This is a genomic window from Clostridium sp. Ade.TY (assembly GCF_000498355.1).
Taxonomy (GTDB): Bacteria; Bacillota; Clostridia; order Clostridiales; family Clostridiaceae; genus Clostridium.
Genome location: NZ_AVSV01000022.1, coordinates 250,482 through 268,781, shown reverse-complemented (window position 1 = coordinate 268,781; position 18,300 = coordinate 250,482). Strand labels below are relative to the sequence as shown.

The following is an 18,300-nucleotide window of genomic DNA, read 5'->3' as shown; positions in this document are numbered from 1 at the left end:
ATAAAATCCCTTTTTATGAATACATAAGAAAATCAGCCATAAATAATTATAGCTGATTTTTTAAATTACTCATTATTATCAATTAATGAATTTAATTTTGAAATCGCTTCTTTCAAACCACCAACTTCATTTATAAGTCCGCACTCTACAGCTTGATTACCTATTAATATAGTTCCAACATCATTTAATAAGTCTCCTTGTTTCTTTAAAAGTTCCTCTAATTGTTTCTTGCTTATATTAGATGTTCTAACTATAAATTCATTTATTCTTTCTTGCATTTTCTTAAAGTATTCAAAAGTTTGAGATACTCCTATTATAAAACCATTCATTCTTATTGGATGTACAATCATAGTAGCAGATGGCGTTATAAATGAATAATTAGATGATGTTGCAAGCGGAACTCCTATAGAATGTCCACCACCTATCACTATGGAAACTGTTGGTTTAGATAGTGAATTAATCATTTCGGATATTCCAAGGCCTGCCTCAACATCTCCTCCAACTGTATTTAATACTATAAGAACACCTTTGACATTATCATTTTGTTCCATTTCTATAAGTTGTGGAATAACATGTTCATATTTTGTAGATTTATTTTGAGCTGGTGAAACAATATGACCTTCTATTTGACCTATTATTGGTAATACTCTTATTCTCTCATTAGGATTTACTATGCCTGTATTTCCAAATTCCTTTATTGCTTCACTATTTTTATCTAACTTCTCTTTATCTTTTTCATTATCAGTATTCATAGACATTCCTCCTATACATTTTTATTTTGTACAAGAGGAAATATTTTATACATTAATATTTTAATCTATGATAACTCAAATGTTTTATGTAATGCATTAATAGCTTCAGATACTTTATCTGACTTTATTAGACACCATATAGTCATATGTGAATCTGCAGTTTGTAAAACTTCTATATTATTATCAGTCAAAGTCTGAACTATATTAGCTATAACTCCTGGTATTCCTGCCATCCTTGATCCTATTACAGCTATTTGACTACAATCTTCATTTAATACATATTTTATATTAACCGAACTTAATATACTTTCTAAACTATTTTTACTTTCATTATCTATAGTAAAAACTTGTTGATCTGGAAATATATTTATAAGATCTAAACTTATTTTATTAGCGGCTAAAAGACTTAATACATCTCTATATTTTTCATTTCCTATATTTTCATCTAATCTTATTTTAACTTGTATTCTATCATTTCTATGAGTTATACCTGTTATGATTTTATCATTATTTATATCTCCATTGTTATTTATAAGAGTACCTTCAGCATCACTCATTGTATTCTTTATCAAAAGAGGAACATTACTTTTCATTGCAATATCTACTGCTCTTGGATGTATAACTTTTGCACCTTGTTCAGCTAATTGAAATACTTCATTATAACTTATAACATTTATAACTGAAGCATTTTGAACAATTCTTGGATCTGCTGTCATTATACCATCAACATCAGTATAAATCTCTATTTGTTTTGCATTTAATGCTGCACCAATAATAGCTGCACTAGTATCGCTGCCTCCTCTTCCAAGAGTTGTAAAGAAACCATCTTCTGTCATTCCTTGAAAACCTGTTATTACAGGTACTCTTCCTTTTGAAACAGCATCCAATATTTGATCCGGTTTAACATCTATATGACTTGCATTAGTATAAATATTATCAGTTTTTATACCTGCCTGGCCTCCAGTTAATGGAATTGCATCTATTCCAGATTTAAACATTTCATTACTCATTACTACAGAGCTTATTATTTCACCACAACACATTAATAAATCTGTAGCTAATTTATTTGTTGATTTAAAATCTTTTTCTATTAATGATAATAATGTATCAGTAGCATAAGGATCTCCACTTCTTCCCATGGCAGAAACTACTACAACTGGTGAAAATCCTTTATCAATAGCTTGCTTAACCTTTTCTATTACTTTTTCTCTTCTTTCTTTTGTAGATACAGATGTTCCTCCAAATTTTTGCACTACAATTTTCATAACGTTTCCCCCTTAGTTTTACACTTTCGCTCTTTTTATACTTCTTTCATCAGCATCTAGTATTATTGTTTTTGCTCCAACTTTTTGAACAGCACTCCAATTTATTTCTAGTACTTCTCTAGCCCCTCCAAAAATACTAAATTTAGAAGATGTTGTATCAACTATTAAATATCTTATATTTCCTTCTTCATCAATTACTAAATCATTATTTTGAAGATAATCATATTTTTCACCATCATTTATATTAATGAGTTCATATTTTTCAAGTTCACTAAGATATTTTATATTTTTATCCCCTTGGACATACATAATTAAAAACCTCCTATATATTTATACATAAATATATGAAGTTTTTTTTATTTTTATTACTATATCTCAGCCTTATCTTTATTATCATTATTATTATAAGCTTTTGTTGACTTATATATAAAAGAATCTAAATAATCCTTGTTTATATCACTTCCAACATATGCTGTATTTATTACACCATCTTTAAAGCAATTTTCAATAACATATTTTATATCTTCTTTACTTATTTTATCTATTTTTTCTATAACTTCTTCTTCTGTTCTAATATTTTTTCTTAAAAGTAATGCCTTTGCATTTGCAAACATTTTTGAACTAGTACTTTCTAACCCTAAAATATAATTTGCTTTTATTTTTTCTTTATTTATTTTTAACTGTTCATCTGTTATTCCGTTTTTAACCAAATTTTCTATTTCTTCTTTTATTATTTTTAACGCTTTAGGTGCATATTCTTTACTAAGTCCTATATATATGCTTATTAATCCAACATTTTGAAATGCCTGAATATATGAATACACAGAATAACAAAGACCAAGTTCTTCTCGAACCTTTTGAAATAATATTGAAGAGGCTCCTCCACCTAATATATTATTTAATAATACTAACGCATATCCTCTTTCATCATTTGAAGGCAATCCTTTTAATCCTAAATTTATATGAAGTTGTTCTATTTCTTTTTTTAAAAAATATGAATTTTTCTTTATTGTAAAAGGTTTATACTTAGGATAATAATTATTTTTATTTTCCCATTTTCCAAAAAATTTCTCTATTAAACCTAAAATTTCATTCTCATCAAACTTACCACAAATAGATATAACAGAATTATTTGGAGTATATTTTTCATCTATAAATTTTACTATTTCATCTCTTGTTAGACTTTTAATTTTTTCAATACTACCTAATATAGGATAAGATAATGCATCACCTTCAAAAGAGGCTTTTGAATGAAGATTATCTAAAACATCTTCTGGACTATCTTCACTCATATTTATTTCTTCTATTACTACACCTTTTTCCTTTTCAATTTCTTCTGCATCAAACTTTGACTTTAAAATCATATCTGATAATACATCTAAGGAAATATCTATATGTGTATGCAATGTTTTTATATAATAACAAGTTACTTCTTTACTTGTAAAAGCATTTATTTGCCCACCTACATTTTCAATTTCTTCTGCAATTTGCTTCGCAGTTCTATTTTCAGTGCCTTTAAAAAACATATGCTCTATAAAATGAGATATACCATTTACATCTAAATTTTCATTTCTTGATCCATTTTGAATCATTACTCCTACACTAACCGAATTAACCCCATCAATTTTTTCGGTAACAATTCTAAGCCCATTTTTTAGTGTAAAAATTTTATGCATAAAAGCCTCCTCTAGTAAAAAAAAGGCAATTAAATTGCCCTTTTATTATTCCTTATCTTCTTTTGTCTCATTATCTTCTAATGCATCTTTCCTTGAAAGATTTATTCTTCCTTGATTATCAATTTCTGTAACCTTAACAAGAATTTCATCTCCAACTGAGACTATATCTTCAACTTTATTTACTCTATTTTTATCTAACTTTGAAATATGCACTAGCCCTTCCTTATTAGGAAGAATTTCTACAAAAGCTCCAAATGTTGTTATTTTTGTTACTTTCCCTAAGTAAACCTCTCCAGCCTTAACTTCTTTAGTTAAGCCTTCTATTATACTTATAGCTTTTTTAACTCCATCATGGTCTACTGATGATACAAATACTGTTCCATCTTCTTTTATATCTATTTTAACGCCAGTATCTTCAATAATTTTATTAATTACTTTTCCACCTGCTCCAATTACATCTCTTATTTTTTCTGGATCAATTTTTATAATTGATGTTTTTGGTGCATATATTGAAACATCTTTTCTTGGCTCCGGTATACATTCATGTATTTTTTCTAAAATAGTCATTCTAGCTATTCTAGCATTTCTTATTGCTGTATTTACAACATTAAAGCTTAATCCTTTAAGCTTAGTATCAACTTGTATTGAAGTTATTCCTTTTTCTGTACCTGCAACTTTAAAATCCATATCTCCAAAGAAATCCTCTATACCTTGTATATCTGTTAATACTTCTTCTTCTATTAAATCTTCTGATGTTATAAGTCCCATAGCTATACCTGCAGCTGGTCTTTTTATTGGAACACCTGCATCTAATAATGCTAAAGTAGATCCACAAACAGACGCTTGTGATGTTGATCCATTTGAACTTAAAACTTCTGAAACTAACCTTATAGTATATGGGAACTCATCTTCTGAAGGAATTAATGGTTCAAGTGCTCTTTCTGCTAATGCTCCATGACCTATTTCTCTTCTTCCTGGTCCTCTAAGTGGTCTTACTTCTCCAACACTATATGATGGGAAGTTATAGTGATGCATATATCTTTTTGATTCTGCCTCATCTATACCATCTAATATTTGTATGTCACCAATTGAACCTAATGTTGCGACTGTCATTACTTGAGTTAATCCTCTTGTAAATAATCCAGTACCATGAGTTCTTGGTAATATTGAAACTTCACAACCAAGTGGTCTTATTTCATCAAAAGCTCTACCATCTGGTCTTCTTTTATCTTTTAAAAGCATGTTTCTAACTACCTTCTTTTGCATTGTGTAAAGAATTTCTTTTATATCCCCTTCTTTACCTTCATGCTTTTCAGCGAATTTATCATAAACAGCTTCATTTACTTTGCTCATAGCCGCATTTCTTTCATCTTTATCCATGATATACATAGCATCTTTAACCATTTCTGAAGCAAAATCTTTTACATCTTTTTCAACTTCTTCATCAACTGTATAAAGAATAGCTTCTTCTTTAGTTTTTCCAAATTTTTTCATAAGTTCTTCTTGGAATGCTATTATTTTTTGACATGATTCAAAACCAAACTCTATTGCCTTTATCATTGTCTCTTCTGGTATTTCATCTCCACCTGCTTCTATCATCATAACTTTTTCTTTAGTAGCACATACTGTAAGATCTAATGTACTTTTTTCTCTTTGTTCTGATGTAGGGTTAAGTATAAATTCTCCATCAATTAATCCAACTTGAACACCAGCTACTGGAATATCATATGGTATACTTGATAAACATAATGCTATTGAAGCTGCATTTATAGCTAATATTTCAGGTAAGTTATCTTTTTCAACTGAAACTACTGTACATACAACTTGAACATCATTTCTATATCCCTTTGGAAATAAAGGTCTTATTGTTCTATCAACAGCTCTTCCATGAAGAATAGCCTTATCTGATGGTCTTCCTTCTCTTTTTATAAATCCTCCAGGTATTTTCCCAACAGCATATAATCTTTCTTCGTATTCTACACTTAGAGGAAAGAAATCTATACCTTCTCTCGGTTCTTCTGACTTATTTACATTAGTTAATATTACAGTATCTCCATAGCTTACTAATACGGCAGCATTTGACAACATTCCTAAATCACCAAATTCAACCTTCATTTCTCTTCCAGCTATTACTGTACCTATTGTATTTCTCATAAGGAACCCTCCTTTCGACTTGCTTTCTTACAAATTTTTCTAATTATTTTAAAATAATAGAGCGGTTTTAACCGCTCTAAGCTATCTTCTTAAACCTAATTTTTTGATTATAGCTCTATATCTTTCGATATCTTGCTTTGCTAAATAATTTAAAAGACCTCTTCTTTGTCCAACCATCATTAATAGTCCTCTTCTTGAGTGGTGGTCTTTCTTGTGAACTTTTAAGTGTCCAGTTAATTCATTAATTCTTTCACTTAATAAAGCTATTTGAACTTCTGCTGATCCTGTATCGTGTTCACTTCTTCCAAATTCTTTAATTATTTCTTGCTTTCTTGCCTTATCCATAATTACACCTCCGTAAAATATCCCCTTAGTTCCACGTAATGAGATGGCACCTCAAAACGTAGGACTAGGTTTCCGCTATTATTATAACAGAACAATTTATTGTTGTAAACAAAATTTATATAATATGATTTATTTCTCTTAATTCTGCAAATTCTTTATCTTTTTGTAATTGATTTTTTAATTCAAATATAGAATTAAATTTTATTTCGCCTCTTATTCTTTCGATAAAATACAATGTTATTTGATCACCATAAATTTCTTTATCAAAATTTAATATAAAAGTTTCTATTGTAAGGTTTTTTCCATCAACTGTTGGATTATTTCCAACTGATGTTATACCTTTATATATTTTATTATTCCACTTTAGGTTAGTATAATATACACCAATACATGGAATAATTTTATCAGAATCAATTTTTAAATTTGCTGTAGGAAATCCTATAGTACGTCCTATTTGTCTTCCATGCACAACAGTACCTTTAATATTATAAGGTCTTGTTAGCATTTTATTTGCAATTTCGATTTCACCATCTTTTATTGCTTTTCTTATTCTTGTGCTACTTACTGCATATCCATCAAATAATAGTGGCTCCATAATTTTCAAATCATAATTATATACCTTTGATAATTTCTCTAAAAGTTTTGTATCGCCTGAATTTTTATATCCAAACTTATAATTAAACCCTACTACTATACCTTTAACATTATATTCATTACAAAGTTTTTCTATAAATCCTTCTGCTGATAATTCCATAAATTCTTTATTAAATTCTTTAAGAACAACCTTATCTATACCTTCATTTTTTAGAATATGAATTTTTTCATTATTGTTCATTAAATATTGTAATTTTTTATCTGGATTAATAACAGTTCTTGGATGATTACTAAATGAAAATACCATACTATTGCAATTGTTTATTTTAGAAAGCTCTATACACTTTTCTATAAGTGATAAATGTCCTTTATGTAATCCATCAAAACTTCCCAATGCAATATAATATCCAGTATCTTTTTTATTAATTACTTTCATCTTTTAGCATTCTCCTATTAAGTTATATTAATAATTTTTCTAACTTAAATCCATCTTTATACTTTTTTCCAAGTCCTAAAAATATATTATCTTCATCAAAAACTCTATATAAAGTATTTATTTCAACATCACTTTTTAATAGCCTCTTATCATATACATTTGCTCCATTTATAAGAAGCTTCTTAAATTTATTATTTATAGTTATTTGAGGGTATGCCTCTAATGCTTTTTCTATAGGTATTAAATATTCACTAATATTTTCTTCATTTAATAAATCTATATTTATACTAGTTTCTTCTTTAAAAACTGATGTTTCAGTTCTTTTTAATTTTGTCATAGTTCCATAAACTTGTAACTCTTCGCCTATATCATAACATAAGCTTCTTATATATGTTCCTTTAGAGCATTTAACAGACATTGTGATTTTAGGTAAATTTATTTTTATATCATCTATACTGTATATAGTAATTTCTCTACCATCTCTTTCAATTTCTATACCTTGTCTTGCCAAATCATATAATCTTACGCCATTTTTTTTAATAGCCGAATACATTGGAGGAACTTGATTAATATTCCCCTCAAAAGATTTTATAACATTATAAATAGTTTTTTCATCAAGATGAGAAATATCTTTCCTATCTAAAACTTCACCTTCTAAATCATATGTTGTAGTTTTAAATCCTAAAGAAAACTCAACCTCATATTTTTTAGGTGCTATCATTATATAATCTATTATTTTAGTTGCTTTACCAAGACAAATAGGTAAAACTCCACATGCCTCTGGATCTAAAGTTCCTGTATGTCCTACTTTTTTCTCTTTTGCAACCCTCTTTATAATCCTTACTACATCGAAAGATGTCATTCCAGGATTTTTAAATACATTAATTACTCCTTGCATTATATTAACTCTCTTTCAATAGCTTTTAAAATATTATCTTTAGCTACATTAAGTAAAATGCCTCTTTGCATTAATCCGGAAGCTTTAATATGTCCACCGCCACCAAATTGCTCTGCTATTTTTCTAACATCAAATTTATTTTTTGATCTAAGACTAGCTTTTACTCCTTCTTCAACTTCTTTTAAAAGAATTGCAACCTCAACTGATTTTATACTTAAAAGAGTTCCTATTATATCAGAAGTATCTTCTTTTTCTGCGTCAAATTTTTTTATTATATTATCATCTATTGATGCACAAATAACTTTACCATCAAAGTAAAGTTTAGCTCTTTGAAACACATATCCCATTAGGTTAAGTTTATTTATACTTCTATTATCAAATAAATTATTGTATATATTTGAATTGTTAACTCCAACTTGAATTAGATTTCCAGCTATTTCATGAGTTCTCTTAGTTACATTTGAATGTCTAAAAGAACCAGTATCAGTAACTAAAGAAGTGTATATACAAGTTCCAATTTTCTTTAATATGTCTTCTTTAACTGAAAAATCATATCCCATTTCTTGTAACAACAAAAATACTATTTCAGCAGTAGCAGAAGCATCAGTATCAACATAGTTTATAAATCCATAATTATCATTTGACATATGGTGATCTATATTAATTATCATGCCTTTAAATTGTGATAAATTAGCAGATATTCTTTCTACATTTCCACAATCTAATACAATTACTAAATCTGTTCCTTCTGTCGGTTCTGTAACCATGCCATTAATTTCTTCTGAATAATGAAGATAAGAGAAATCTTCAGGAAGTGTATCCTTTGATATTATATACACTTCCTTACCAAGTTCTCTTAATCCATTAAGAAGACCTAAGGCACTACCTATAGCATCCCCATCTGGTGATGTATGATATGTTATTCCAATTTTATTAGCCTCAATGATAATTTTCTTAATATCCTTAAGTGCCATTTTATTGCTCCTTAGCTTTTCTTATTAATCCATCAATTTTCATTCCATAATCTATTGATTCATCTAATTCAAAAATTATTTGTGGTGTAACTCTCAATTTAACTTTACGTCCAACTTCTCTTCTTATAAAGCCGCTCGCACTTTTTAATGCCTTTAAATTATTTTCTTTCTCTTCTTCACTATTTGCAAATATGCTTACAAATACTTTTGCATAACTTAAATCTCTAGTTACTTCAACACCAGTTACTGAAATCATAGCTGTTAATCTAGGATCTTTTATTTCATTTTGAATTAAACTACTTACAACTTTTTTAACTTCTTCGTTTATTCTTCCACCTCTATAATTAGCCATGTTAATTCACCTCTTAATTACAGTTCTTTTCTTTCTATGGCTTCCATAGTGTATGCTTCAATAATGTCGCCCTCTTTAATATCATTAAATTTCTCAACACTTAATCCACATTCATATCCACTTTTAACTTCTTTAACGTCGTCTTTAAATCTCTTTAAAGATGCTAAAGTTGATTCAAATATAACTATTCCATCTCTTATAACTCTTATATCTGAGTTTCTTGTTATTTTTCCATCAAGGACATAACATCCTGCTATTGTACCAACATTTGAAATTTTATAAGTTTCTCTTATTTCAGCTTTACCTAATATAACTTCTTTATATTCTGGTTCAAGCATTCCAATCATAGCTGACTTAACATCATCTATTGCATCGTATATAATTCTATAAGTTTTAACATCTACTCCATCTCTTTCAGCAGCTACAACAGCATTTGTATCTGGTCTTACATTAAATCCTATTACTATTGCATTTGATGCAGTTGCTAATGTTATATCAGTTTCAGTTATAGCACCAACTCCACCGTGAATAACTCTTACCTTTACATCTTCTGTTGATAATTTTTCTAAAGATTGTCTTATAGCTTCAACTGAACCTTGAACGTCAGCTTTTACTATAATACTTAATTCTTTTACAGTACCTTCTTTTATTTGACTATATAAGTCTTCAAGAGAAACTCTATGTCTATTTTGACTTTCAGCTTTAAGTTTTTCTTTTCTCTTTTCAGCCATATTTCTAGCAGTCTTTTCATCTTTAACTTGGTTAAATCTATCTCCTGCTGCTGGTACTTCAGAAAGTCCTAAAATTTCTACTGGAATTGATGGTCCAGCTGATTTTATATTCTTTCCTGTATCATCAAACATAGCTCTTATTCTTCCATAAGTTGATCCTACTAATATAGAATCTCCAACATGTAAAGTACCATTTTGAACAAGTAAACTTGCAACAGCACCTCTACCTTTATCAAGCTTAGCTTCAATTACAGTTCCTTTAGCTTTTCTGTTTGGATTAGCTTTTAACTCTAACATTTCAGCAGTTAAAAGAACCATTTCAAGTAATGTTCCTATTCCTTGACCTTCTTTAGCTGAAACTGGAACACATATTGTATCTCCACCCCAATCTTCTGCAACTAATCCATACTCAGTTAACTCTTGTTTAACTCTATCTATATTAGCACCTGGTCTATCTATTTTATTTATAGCAACTACCATAGGAACCCCTGCTGCTTTACAGTGACTTATAGCCTCTTTTGTTTGTGGCATTATTCCATCATCTGCCGCAACAACTAATATAACTACATCTGTTATTTGAGCTCCTCTAGCTCTCATAGCTGTAAATGCTTCATGACCTGGAGTATCTAAGAAAGTTATTTCTTCACCGTTTACAGTTACTGTATATGCACCTATATGTTGAGTTATACCACCTGCTTCAGTTGCAGTAACTTTAGCTTTTCTTATAGCATCTAAAAGTGATGTCTTACCATGGTCAACGTGTCCCATTACAGTTATTATAGGAGGTCTTTTTTGAAGATTCTCTTCTTTTTCATCTTCCATTTCTAATACATCAAGTTCTGCTGACTCTTCCTTTTTTTCTATTAAAACTTCATATTTTTCACATACTTTTTCTGCTGTAGCAAAATCTATTTCTTGGTTTATTCCAGCCATAACTCCAGTAAAGATAAGTGTTTTTATAACATCTGCTGATGGTTTATTTAGTTTTTCTGCTAATTCTTTTACAAGTATAGTTTCTCCAACCTCAATAATTTTACCTTCTGCAGCTTCGTCATCTTCATCTGACTCTGAATTTCTCTTACCTTTTTTCTTCTTCTTAGGACCTTTATTAACTTCTTCGTCAGCAATCTTTTCATATTCTTCTACTATTTCTGCTGTTCCTTCTGTTGAGTTTCCTAGAAGCTCTTTTATAAGTTCTGCATCTTCATCTTCAATAACACTCATATGATTTTTAACTTCTATATTAAACTCATCCATTAATAATTCGATTAAATCCTTTGAACTTATATTAAGTTCCTTTGCTAATTCATATACTCTAATTTTTGACATACAGTCACCCCCGATTAATTTCTACATACATTTTCCTCCTCGTAAAGAGATAATAATTTTTTAGCCATATTTTCATCTTTAACAGCTAAAATTTTAATTTCTTCTTTCCCTATTCCAATCCCTAAATCTTCTTTAGAGAAGTCTTCAATATATGTTATTTCATTTTCATTACAATGTTTTTTAAATTTTTTCTTTGTTGATTCAGATGCATCTTTTGAAATTACAAAAAGATATATTTTTGTTTTATTTCTAATTTCATTGCATCTACTATATCCCTCTATCAGGCTACCAGATCTTTTAGCTAATCCTAGAAAACTTAAAAACTTACTCATCTTTCATCTCTTCCCTTAGCCTATCATAAATTTCTTCATTTATTTGAATATCTAAATTTCTGCTAAGTCTTCTTGTTTTAACTGCATTTTTTAAACATTCAGTAGACTTACAAATGTAAGCCCCTCTACCTGATTTTTTTCCTGTTAAGTCTACAGAAACCTCACCATCTTTTGATTTTACAACTCTTATAAGTTCATTCTTAGGCTTCATTTCCATACACCCAGTGCACATTCTTAAAGGTATCTTTTTAGTCTTCATAAAAAACATCTCTCCTATTCTGATATTTCTTCTGAATCCATATTAATAACTTCTTCTTTTATAATTTCCTCTTCTTCTTTTAAAGCTTGTGTTTTGCTTTTTATGTCTATTTTCCAATTAGTTAATTTAGCTGCTAATCTAACGTTTTGACCTTCTTTACCAATTGCTAAAGAAAGTTGATTGTCATCTACAACAACTTTTGCTGACTTTTCATCTTCATTAACAGTAACACTTATAACTTTTGCTGGGCTTAAAGAATTAGCTATAAATTCAGATGGATCTTTACTCCATTTTATTATATCTATTTTTTCATTTTTAAGTTCATTTACTATATTTTGAACTCTAACTCCTTTAGGTCCAACACATGCGCCCATAGCATCTACTGATTCATCATTTGAATATACAGCAATCTTACTTCTTGATCCAGCTTCTCTTGATATACTCTTTATTTCAACTATACCTTCGTATATTTCTGGAACTTCAAGTTCAAATAATCTTTTAACTAATCCTGGATGTGTTCTTGAAACGTTTATTTGAGCTCCCTTTGAAGTATTCTTAACTTCAACTATATATAGTTTTAACTTTTCGTTAAAGTTATATTCTTCACCTTTCATTTGCTCATTAGGTCCAATAACACCTTCAAGTTTTCCAATACTTACAAATACTAATCCTTTATCTTTTCTTAAAACAGTACCTGTTATTATGTCAAATTCTTGATCTTTATATTCACTGTATACTATATTTCTTTCAGCTTCTTTTATTCTTTGTGTAACAACTTGTTTAGCTAATTGAGCAGCAACTCTACCAAAGTTTCTTGGAGTAACTTCAATGTCAACAACATCATCAACTTCATACTTAGGATTTATTTCTTTTGCTTCTTCTAAGCTAATTTCAGTTACTTCATCATAAACTTCATCAACTACTACTTTTTGAGCATAAACTCCAATTTCTCCGTTATTTCTGTTTATTGAAACTTTAACATTTTGAGCTGATGTATATTGATTTGCATAGTTTTTCTTATATGCTGCAACCATCGCATCCTCAATTGTTGTAAATATTAAATCTTCACTTATTCCTTTTTCTTTTACTATCTCTTTAAGAGCACCTATAAACTCTTCGTTCATCTGTTTATCCTCCTTTTATAAATCTCCTTCTAAATTTGCTGATTTAACTTTTTCAAGTTCAACCTTTACTAAATCTTCTCCATCTACTTCTATAAAACCATCATTGCATGACTTTAATATACCCTTTATATTTTTACGTCCATTTAATATTTTTGTAAATCTCACAAAAATTTCTTTGCCTATAAATCTATTAAAGTGTTCTTCCTTATATAAATTTCTATTTATACCTGGTGAAGAAACTTCGAAGTAGTATGAAGTACTTATTGGATCTTCTATATCTAACATTTCACTAACTCTTCTTGAAACATTTTCGCAATCAGTAAGTGTAATGCCATCTTCATTATCTATATATATTCTTAAATAATTTTCTCCATTTTCTTTTACGAATTCTACATGATATAACTCATACCCTAAATCATCAGTTATTGGAAGAACTAATTCTTCTATTCTCTCAATTAAAGCATCTTTTTTCATATGTGACCTCCTTTTCAATATTCAATTTTTACTTTTATTATTCCCAATAACTTAGATTCTATTTCTAATTAAAAACGCAACCTAGTATTAAGTTGCGTTCTAAACAGAAAGAGCGGGTAATTACTTCCCACTCCTTTAATCTAGCTATTAGTAATAATCTTCTTCATATAAAGTCTATCATATAAGCTATATTTTTTCAAGTATCTTTAAATAAATTGTCAATTTAATGAATTTTTTAAAATAAAGATAATTGATTGGTTTCTGACATCCCTTCTAAACAACCATGATTATCTAATGTTTCTACAGCAGTTTTTGTTATTTTAGATCTAAGTCTTAAATCTTCCTTTGATATAAACTCTCCATCTTTTCTAGCTTCAACTATAGCCTTTGCCGCATTATCTCCAACACCTTGAAGAGCATTTATTGGAGGTCTTAATCCATCCTCTTCTATTATAAATTTAGTTGCTTCTGATTTATATAAATCTACCTTTAAAAATTTAAATCCTCTCTTATACATTTCAAATGCCATTTCTAAAGATGTTATCATACCTTTATCTTTTGCAGTAACCGCATTTCCTAAACTATATAATTCTTGTAATTTATCATCAATTGCGCCTTCACCCTTACATATTAAATCGGCATCAAAATCATCCGCTCTTACAGTAAAGTATGTAGCATAATAAGCTTCCGGATAATAAACTTTATAATAAGCTATTCTTACAGCCATCATAACATATGCAACAGCATGCCCCTTAGGAAACATATATTTTATTCTTTTACAAGACTCAATATACCAATCTGGAACATTATTTTCTCTCATTAATTTTTCATCTTCCTCAGTAAGCCCCTTACCTTTTCTAACCTTTTCCATTATTGTAAATGAAGCTTTAGGTGGAACTCCTTGATACATTAAGTAAACCATAATATCATCTCTTGTCGCTATACAATCTTTTAGAGTTGTATAACCTTCTTTAATAAAGTATTGAGCATTATTAAGCCAAACATCAGTACCATGTGAAAGCCCTGATATTCTGACCAAATCTGCAAATGATTTTGGTTGCGTATCAACAAGCATTTGTCTTACAAATTTAGTTCCAAACTCAGGAAGTCCATAACTACCAACTTCACATTTTAATTCTTCCTTAGTAACTCCAAGTGCATCTGGTTTTATAAATAAGCTAAGAACTTTTTCATCATTCAATGGAATAGTTTTAGGATCTAGTCCCGTTAAATCTTGTAACATTCTAAGTACAGTAGGATCATCATGACCTAGTATATCAAGTTTTAAAAGTCTACCACTTATTGAATGATAATCAAAATGAGTTGTTATTATATCCGTATCATTATCATCTGCCGGATGTTGAATTGGACAAAAATTATATATCTCATTATCACTAGGCACAACCATAATTCCACCTGGATGTTGTCCTGTTGTCCTCTTTATCCCTGTGCATCCTATAGTTAATCTTTCAATTTCAGCACTAGTTGCTCTTATTCCTCTTTCATCTAAATATTTTCTTACATACCCATAAGCAGTTTTTTCAGCCACTGTACCAATTGTTCCTGCTTTAAAAACATATCCTTTTCCAAATAGAACTTCACAATATTTATGAACTACCCCTTGATATTCTCCTGAGAAATTAAGGTCTATATCTGGTTCTTTATCTCCTTCAAATCCTAAAAAAGTTTCAAAGGGAATATCGTGTCCATCTCTTTTATAGGGAATTCCACAATTCGGGCAATTTTTTTCAGGTAAATCAGCACCAGAACTTATAGACCCATCTAAAAAGAACTCAGACTTTTTACACTTTGGACAAACATAATGAGGTGGTAACCCATTAACCTCTGTAATATCAGACATTGTTGCAACAAATGAAGACCCAACCGATCCTCTTGATCCAACAAGATATCCATCTTCAAGAGATTTAGCAACAAGTTTTTGTGCTATAAGATATAATACTGCATATCCGTTATTTATTATTGAATTAAGCTCTTTATCTAATCTTTTTTGTATAACCTCAGGCAAGTTTTCTCCATATATACTATGAACTTTCTTGTTGACCATATTTCTTATTTCATCTTCTGCACCTTCTATTTTAGGCGGAAAAGTTTCTTCTGGTATAGGTTTTATATTTTCAACTTCAGATGCTATTTTATTAGGATTAAAAATAACAACTTCTTTTGCTTCATCTTCCCCTAAATAAGAAAACTCCTTAAGCATCTCATCTGTTGTTTTTAAATAAAGAGGCGGTTGATTATCAGCATCTTTAAAACCCTTACCAGCCATTATTATTCTTCTAAACGCTTCATCTTGTGGCTCTAAAAAATGCACATCCCCAGTTGCAACAACAGGTTTATTTAATTTCTTCCCTATTTCATATATCTTTTTATTTATATCTCTTAATTCTTCTTCACCATTTACATTCCCTTTTTCAATTAAAAAATTATTATTTGCAATTGGCTGTATTTCTAAATAATCATAAAATCTACATATATCAATAACCTCTTCATCACTTCGCCCATCTAAAATTGCTCTGTAAACTTCTCCTGCTTCACAAGCAGACCCAATTATAAGACCTTCTCTCATTTCTTGAAGCCTAGACTTTTTAGTTCTAGCACTTTTAAAGAAATTATCTAAATGTGCTTCAGATACTAATTTATATAAATTTTTAAGCCCTTCTTGTGTTTTAGCTAATATTATAATGTGATTAGTTGGTTGCTTTTTTATATCTACATTTAATAAAAACTGATTATTTAAACTTTTTAAATCAAATATTTCTTTTTCTTCTTTTAATCTTTCAAAACATTTTAGTAATATTTCTGCTGTTGCCTCCGCATCATCTACAGCTCTATGATGATTTTCTAATGATATTCCTAAATGTTTAGCTACTATATTAAGTTTAACTTTTTTAAGTTCTGGATATAAAAATCTAGCAAGTGGAACTGTATCTAATATAGTAAAAGAAAAATCAAGTTTCATTTCTCTACAATTATATTTAATAAATCCTGTATCAAAAGAAGCATTATGAGCTACTAATACACTTCCTTCACAAAATTTTAAAAATTTAGGAAGTAAGGTTTCAATAGTTTCAGCATCAACTACCATACTATCAGATATACCTGTAAGTTCAGTTATTTTATACGGTATAGTCCTTTTAGGATTTACAAACTCACTAAATCTATCAATTATTTTACCTTCTTTTATTTTTACAGCCCCAATTTCTATTATTTTATCATTTTTAGGTGAAAATCCTGTTGTTTCTAAATCGAATACTACATATGAATCCTCTAAAGACTCTCCTTTTTCTCCTAGAGCTAATGGAACACCATCGTTAACTAAATATCCTTCAACTCCATATATAACTTTAATTCCATATTTTTTAGAAGCACTTTGAGCATCTGGAAATGCTTGAACTACTCCATGATCTGTTATAGCAATTGCTTCGTGTCCCCATTTTGCTGCTCTCTCTATCATTTTACTTGCTGATGACATTCCATCCATTGTACTCATATTAGTATGTAAATGAAGTTCAACCCTTTTATTTTCTGCTCCATCTACTCTTTCTATTTTTTTCATTTTAACTATATCTCTACCCATTATTACAACTTCTCTTGCATATGTATCATATATAGCCTCTCCTCTTACTTTACAATAAAGACCTTTTTTAACATTATCTAAAACTTCTTCTTTGTCTTTATCTCTTAAGAAGCATTTAACAGTAATTGAACTTGTATAATCAGTTATGAAGAATGTTAAAATCATCTTACCAGTTCTTGTTTCAATTATTTCTGTTTTAAAAACTTCACCAATAACAGCCACATATCCAGATGTTTCGTCAATTTCGCTTATATTTATAGCTTCTTGACTTATATTTCTTCCAAGTATTGTATTTTCCCCTTTAGGTTCTTTCTTAAACTTTTGATATCCTTCATTTTGTTGTTTCTTTTGATGTTCTTTATTTTCTTTTTTCTTTTCTTTAGGCGATTCACCTTTTTGTATTATTCTTCCTTGAAGAACATCATCAACTATTTTTTTATTTTCCTTAGCTTTATTTTCTTCATAATTTTCATCTTCTAAAGAACTATCATATTTTAATTCTAATTTTATTTTTTTACCAAATATATCACGTATTTGATATGCTACTTTTTTTTCTATGTCCTTCTTCTTTAAATGATTTACAATAGCTTCACTACCATATTTTATTACTATAATGTTCCCATTTAAAATTTCTTTGTTTTTTGAATAAAGAACATTTTTAGATAAAGGATTTTTCTTTACTATATCTAAAACTACATCTGACCAATATTTTGTAATTATTTCATCATTTGTAGCATCCTGTACATCTTTATATACTAAAAGTTCTATATTTATATTTATCCCTAATTTTTTTACTATTAATCCTTTAATCCATTCTTCTTCTTGATTTGATAAATCATCCTTTGATTTTATAACAACTTTTAATATATTACTTTTTCTGTAAAACTGAAATCTATTTAATCTTATTTCTTTTTCTTCTAAACTTTCATTTTTCTTAATTTCTTTATTAATACTTTTTATGAACTCTTCACTCAAAGGATTACCTCCTTTTAACTTGCTTTTTTCAA

The 18,300-nt window shown here is 28.9% G+C and carries 16 protein-coding genes; all 16 read right to left on the bottom strand.

Annotation, left to right across the window (positions count from 1 at the left end):
* Positions 1 to 65: 65 nt before the first annotated feature.
* Positions 66 to 758 carry an ATP-dependent Clp protease proteolytic subunit gene (locus O212_RS0108765; protein WP_024614736.1) on the bottom strand — a complete coding sequence of 231 codons (693 nt, stop codon included), beginning with the start codon at positions 756 to 758 and terminating at the stop codon, positions 66 to 68.
* Positions 759 to 817: 59 nt separating this feature from the next.
* The gene (gene dapG, locus O212_RS0108760; protein WP_024614735.1) at positions 818 to 2,017 is read right to left on the bottom strand and encodes an aspartate kinase; all 1,200 of its coding nucleotides are present in this window, start codon (positions 2,015 to 2,017) and stop codon (positions 818 to 820) included.
* Positions 2,018 to 2,035: 18 nt separating this feature from the next.
* Positions 2,036 to 2,326, bottom strand: coding sequence for a YlmC/YmxH family sporulation protein (locus O212_RS0108755; protein ID WP_024614734.1), 291 nt, complete (start codon positions 2,324 to 2,326; stop codon positions 2,036 to 2,038).
* Positions 2,327 to 2,385: 59 nt separating this feature from the next.
* A complete protein-coding gene (locus O212_RS0108750) occupies positions 2,386 to 3,693 on the bottom strand; it encodes a pitrilysin family protein (protein WP_024614733.1) in 1,308 nt (435 codons plus the stop codon).
* Positions 3,694 to 3,738: 45 nt separating this feature from the next.
* Positions 3,739 to 5,847, bottom strand: a complete 2,109-nt coding sequence (locus O212_RS0108745) for a polyribonucleotide nucleotidyltransferase (RefSeq protein WP_024614732.1) — start codon at positions 5,845 to 5,847, stop codon at positions 3,739 to 3,741.
* An 81-nt stretch (positions 5,848 to 5,928) separates the two neighbouring features.
* Positions 5,929 to 6,192: a 30S ribosomal protein S15 gene (gene rpsO, locus O212_RS0108740; RefSeq protein ID WP_024614731.1), complete on the bottom strand. Its 264-nt coding sequence runs from the start codon at positions 6,190 to 6,192 to the stop codon at positions 5,929 to 5,931.
* 115 nt (positions 6,193 to 6,307) lie between these two features.
* Positions 6,308 to 7,222: a bifunctional riboflavin kinase/FAD synthetase gene (locus O212_RS0108735; protein WP_024614730.1), complete on the bottom strand. Its 915-nt coding sequence runs from the start codon at positions 7,220 to 7,222 to the stop codon at positions 6,308 to 6,310.
* A gap of 22 nt (positions 7,223 to 7,244) precedes the next feature.
* A complete protein-coding gene (truB, locus tag O212_RS0108730) occupies positions 7,245 to 8,120 on the bottom strand; it encodes a tRNA pseudouridine(55) synthase TruB (RefSeq protein ID WP_024614729.1) in 876 nt (291 codons plus the stop codon).
* A complete protein-coding gene (locus O212_RS0108725; RefSeq protein ID WP_024614728.1) occupies positions 8,120 to 9,094 on the bottom strand; it encodes a bifunctional oligoribonuclease/PAP phosphatase NrnA in 975 nt (324 codons plus the stop codon). Before O212_RS0108725 ends, truB begins: the two co-directional genes overlap by 1 nt.
* Before the next feature lies 1 nt (position 9,095).
* Positions 9,096 to 9,446, bottom strand: a complete 351-nt coding sequence (gene rbfA, locus O212_RS0108720; RefSeq protein ID WP_024614727.1) for a 30S ribosome-binding factor RbfA — start codon at positions 9,444 to 9,446, stop codon at positions 9,096 to 9,098.
* 17 nt (positions 9,447 to 9,463) lie between these two features.
* Positions 9,464 to 11,506, bottom strand: coding sequence for a translation initiation factor IF-2 (gene infB, locus O212_RS0108715; protein ID WP_024614726.1), 2,043 nt, complete (start codon positions 11,504 to 11,506; stop codon positions 9,464 to 9,466).
* A 14-nt stretch (positions 11,507 to 11,520) separates the two neighbouring features.
* Positions 11,521 to 11,838 carry a ribosomal L7Ae/L30e/S12e/Gadd45 family protein gene (locus O212_RS0108710; protein WP_024614725.1) on the bottom strand — a complete coding sequence of 106 codons (318 nt, stop codon included), beginning with the start codon at positions 11,836 to 11,838 and terminating at the stop codon, positions 11,521 to 11,523.
* Positions 11,831 to 12,097 carry a YlxR family protein gene (locus tag O212_RS0108705; RefSeq protein ID WP_024614724.1) on the bottom strand — a complete coding sequence of 89 codons (267 nt, stop codon included), beginning with the start codon at positions 12,095 to 12,097 and terminating at the stop codon, positions 11,831 to 11,833. The genes O212_RS0108710 and O212_RS0108705 overlap by 8 nt, the downstream gene beginning before the upstream one ends.
* Positions 12,098 to 12,111: 14 nt before the next feature.
* Positions 12,112 to 13,221: a transcription termination factor NusA gene (gene nusA / locus O212_RS0108700; protein ID WP_024614723.1), complete on the bottom strand. Its 1,110-nt coding sequence runs from the start codon at positions 13,219 to 13,221 to the stop codon at positions 12,112 to 12,114.
* A gap of 15 nt (positions 13,222 to 13,236) precedes the next feature.
* Positions 13,237 to 13,695: a ribosome maturation factor RimP gene (rimP, locus tag O212_RS0108695; protein WP_024614722.1), complete on the bottom strand. Its 459-nt coding sequence runs from the start codon at positions 13,693 to 13,695 to the stop codon at positions 13,237 to 13,239.
* 235 nt (positions 13,696 to 13,930) lie between these two features.
* The gene (locus O212_RS0108690; protein ID WP_024614721.1) at positions 13,931 to 18,268 is read right to left on the bottom strand and encodes a PolC-type DNA polymerase III; all 4,338 of its coding nucleotides are present in this window, start codon (positions 18,266 to 18,268) and stop codon (positions 13,931 to 13,933) included.
* Positions 18,269 to 18,300: the final 32 nt, after the last annotated feature.

Excerpts from the sequence above, each read along its gene's own strand:
- O212_RS0108765 (WP_024614736.1), bottom strand. The coding sequence starts at position 758 with ATGTCTATGAATACTGATAATGAAAAAGATAAAGAGAAGTTAGATAAA.
- dapG (WP_024614735.1), bottom strand. The coding sequence starts at position 2,017 with ATGAAAATTGTAGTGCAAAAATTTGGAGGAACATCTGTATCTACAAAA.
- O212_RS0108755 (WP_024614734.1), bottom strand. The coding sequence starts at position 2,326 with ATGTATGTCCAAGGGGATAAAAATATAAAATATCTTAGTGAACTTGAA.
- O212_RS0108750 (WP_024614733.1), bottom strand. The coding sequence starts at position 3,693 with ATGCATAAAATTTTTACACTAAAAAATGGGCTTAGAATTGTTACCGAA.
- O212_RS0108745 (WP_024614732.1), bottom strand. The coding sequence starts at position 5,847 with ATGAGAAATACAATAGGTACAGTAATAGCTGGAAGAGAAATGAAGGTT.
- rpsO (WP_024614731.1), bottom strand. The coding sequence starts at position 6,192 with ATGGATAAGGCAAGAAAGCAAGAAATAATTAAAGAATTTGGAAGAAGT.
- O212_RS0108735 (WP_024614730.1), bottom strand. The coding sequence starts at position 7,222 with ATGAAAGTAATTAATAAAAAAGATACTGGATATTATATTGCATTGGGA.
- truB (WP_024614729.1), bottom strand. The coding sequence starts at position 8,120 with ATGCAAGGAGTAATTAATGTATTTAAAAATCCTGGAATGACATCTTTC.
- O212_RS0108725 (WP_024614728.1), bottom strand. The coding sequence starts at position 9,094 with ATGGCACTTAAGGATATTAAGAAAATTATCATTGAGGCTAATAAAATT.
- rbfA (WP_024614727.1), bottom strand. The coding sequence starts at position 9,446 with ATGGCTAATTATAGAGGTGGAAGAATAAACGAAGAAGTTAAAAAAGTT.
- infB (WP_024614726.1), bottom strand. The coding sequence starts at position 11,506 with ATGTCAAAAATTAGAGTATATGAATTAGCAAAGGAACTTAATATAAGT.
- O212_RS0108710 (WP_024614725.1), bottom strand. The coding sequence starts at position 11,838 with ATGAGTAAGTTTTTAAGTTTTCTAGGATTAGCTAAAAGATCTGGTAGC.
- O212_RS0108705 (WP_024614724.1), bottom strand. The coding sequence starts at position 12,097 with ATGAAGACTAAAAAGATACCTTTAAGAATGTGCACTGGGTGTATGGAA.
- nusA (WP_024614723.1), bottom strand. The coding sequence starts at position 13,221 with ATGAACGAAGAGTTTATAGGTGCTCTTAAAGAGATAGTAAAAGAAAAA.
- rimP (WP_024614722.1), bottom strand. The coding sequence starts at position 13,695 with ATGAAAAAAGATGCTTTAATTGAGAGAATAGAAGAATTAGTTCTTCCA.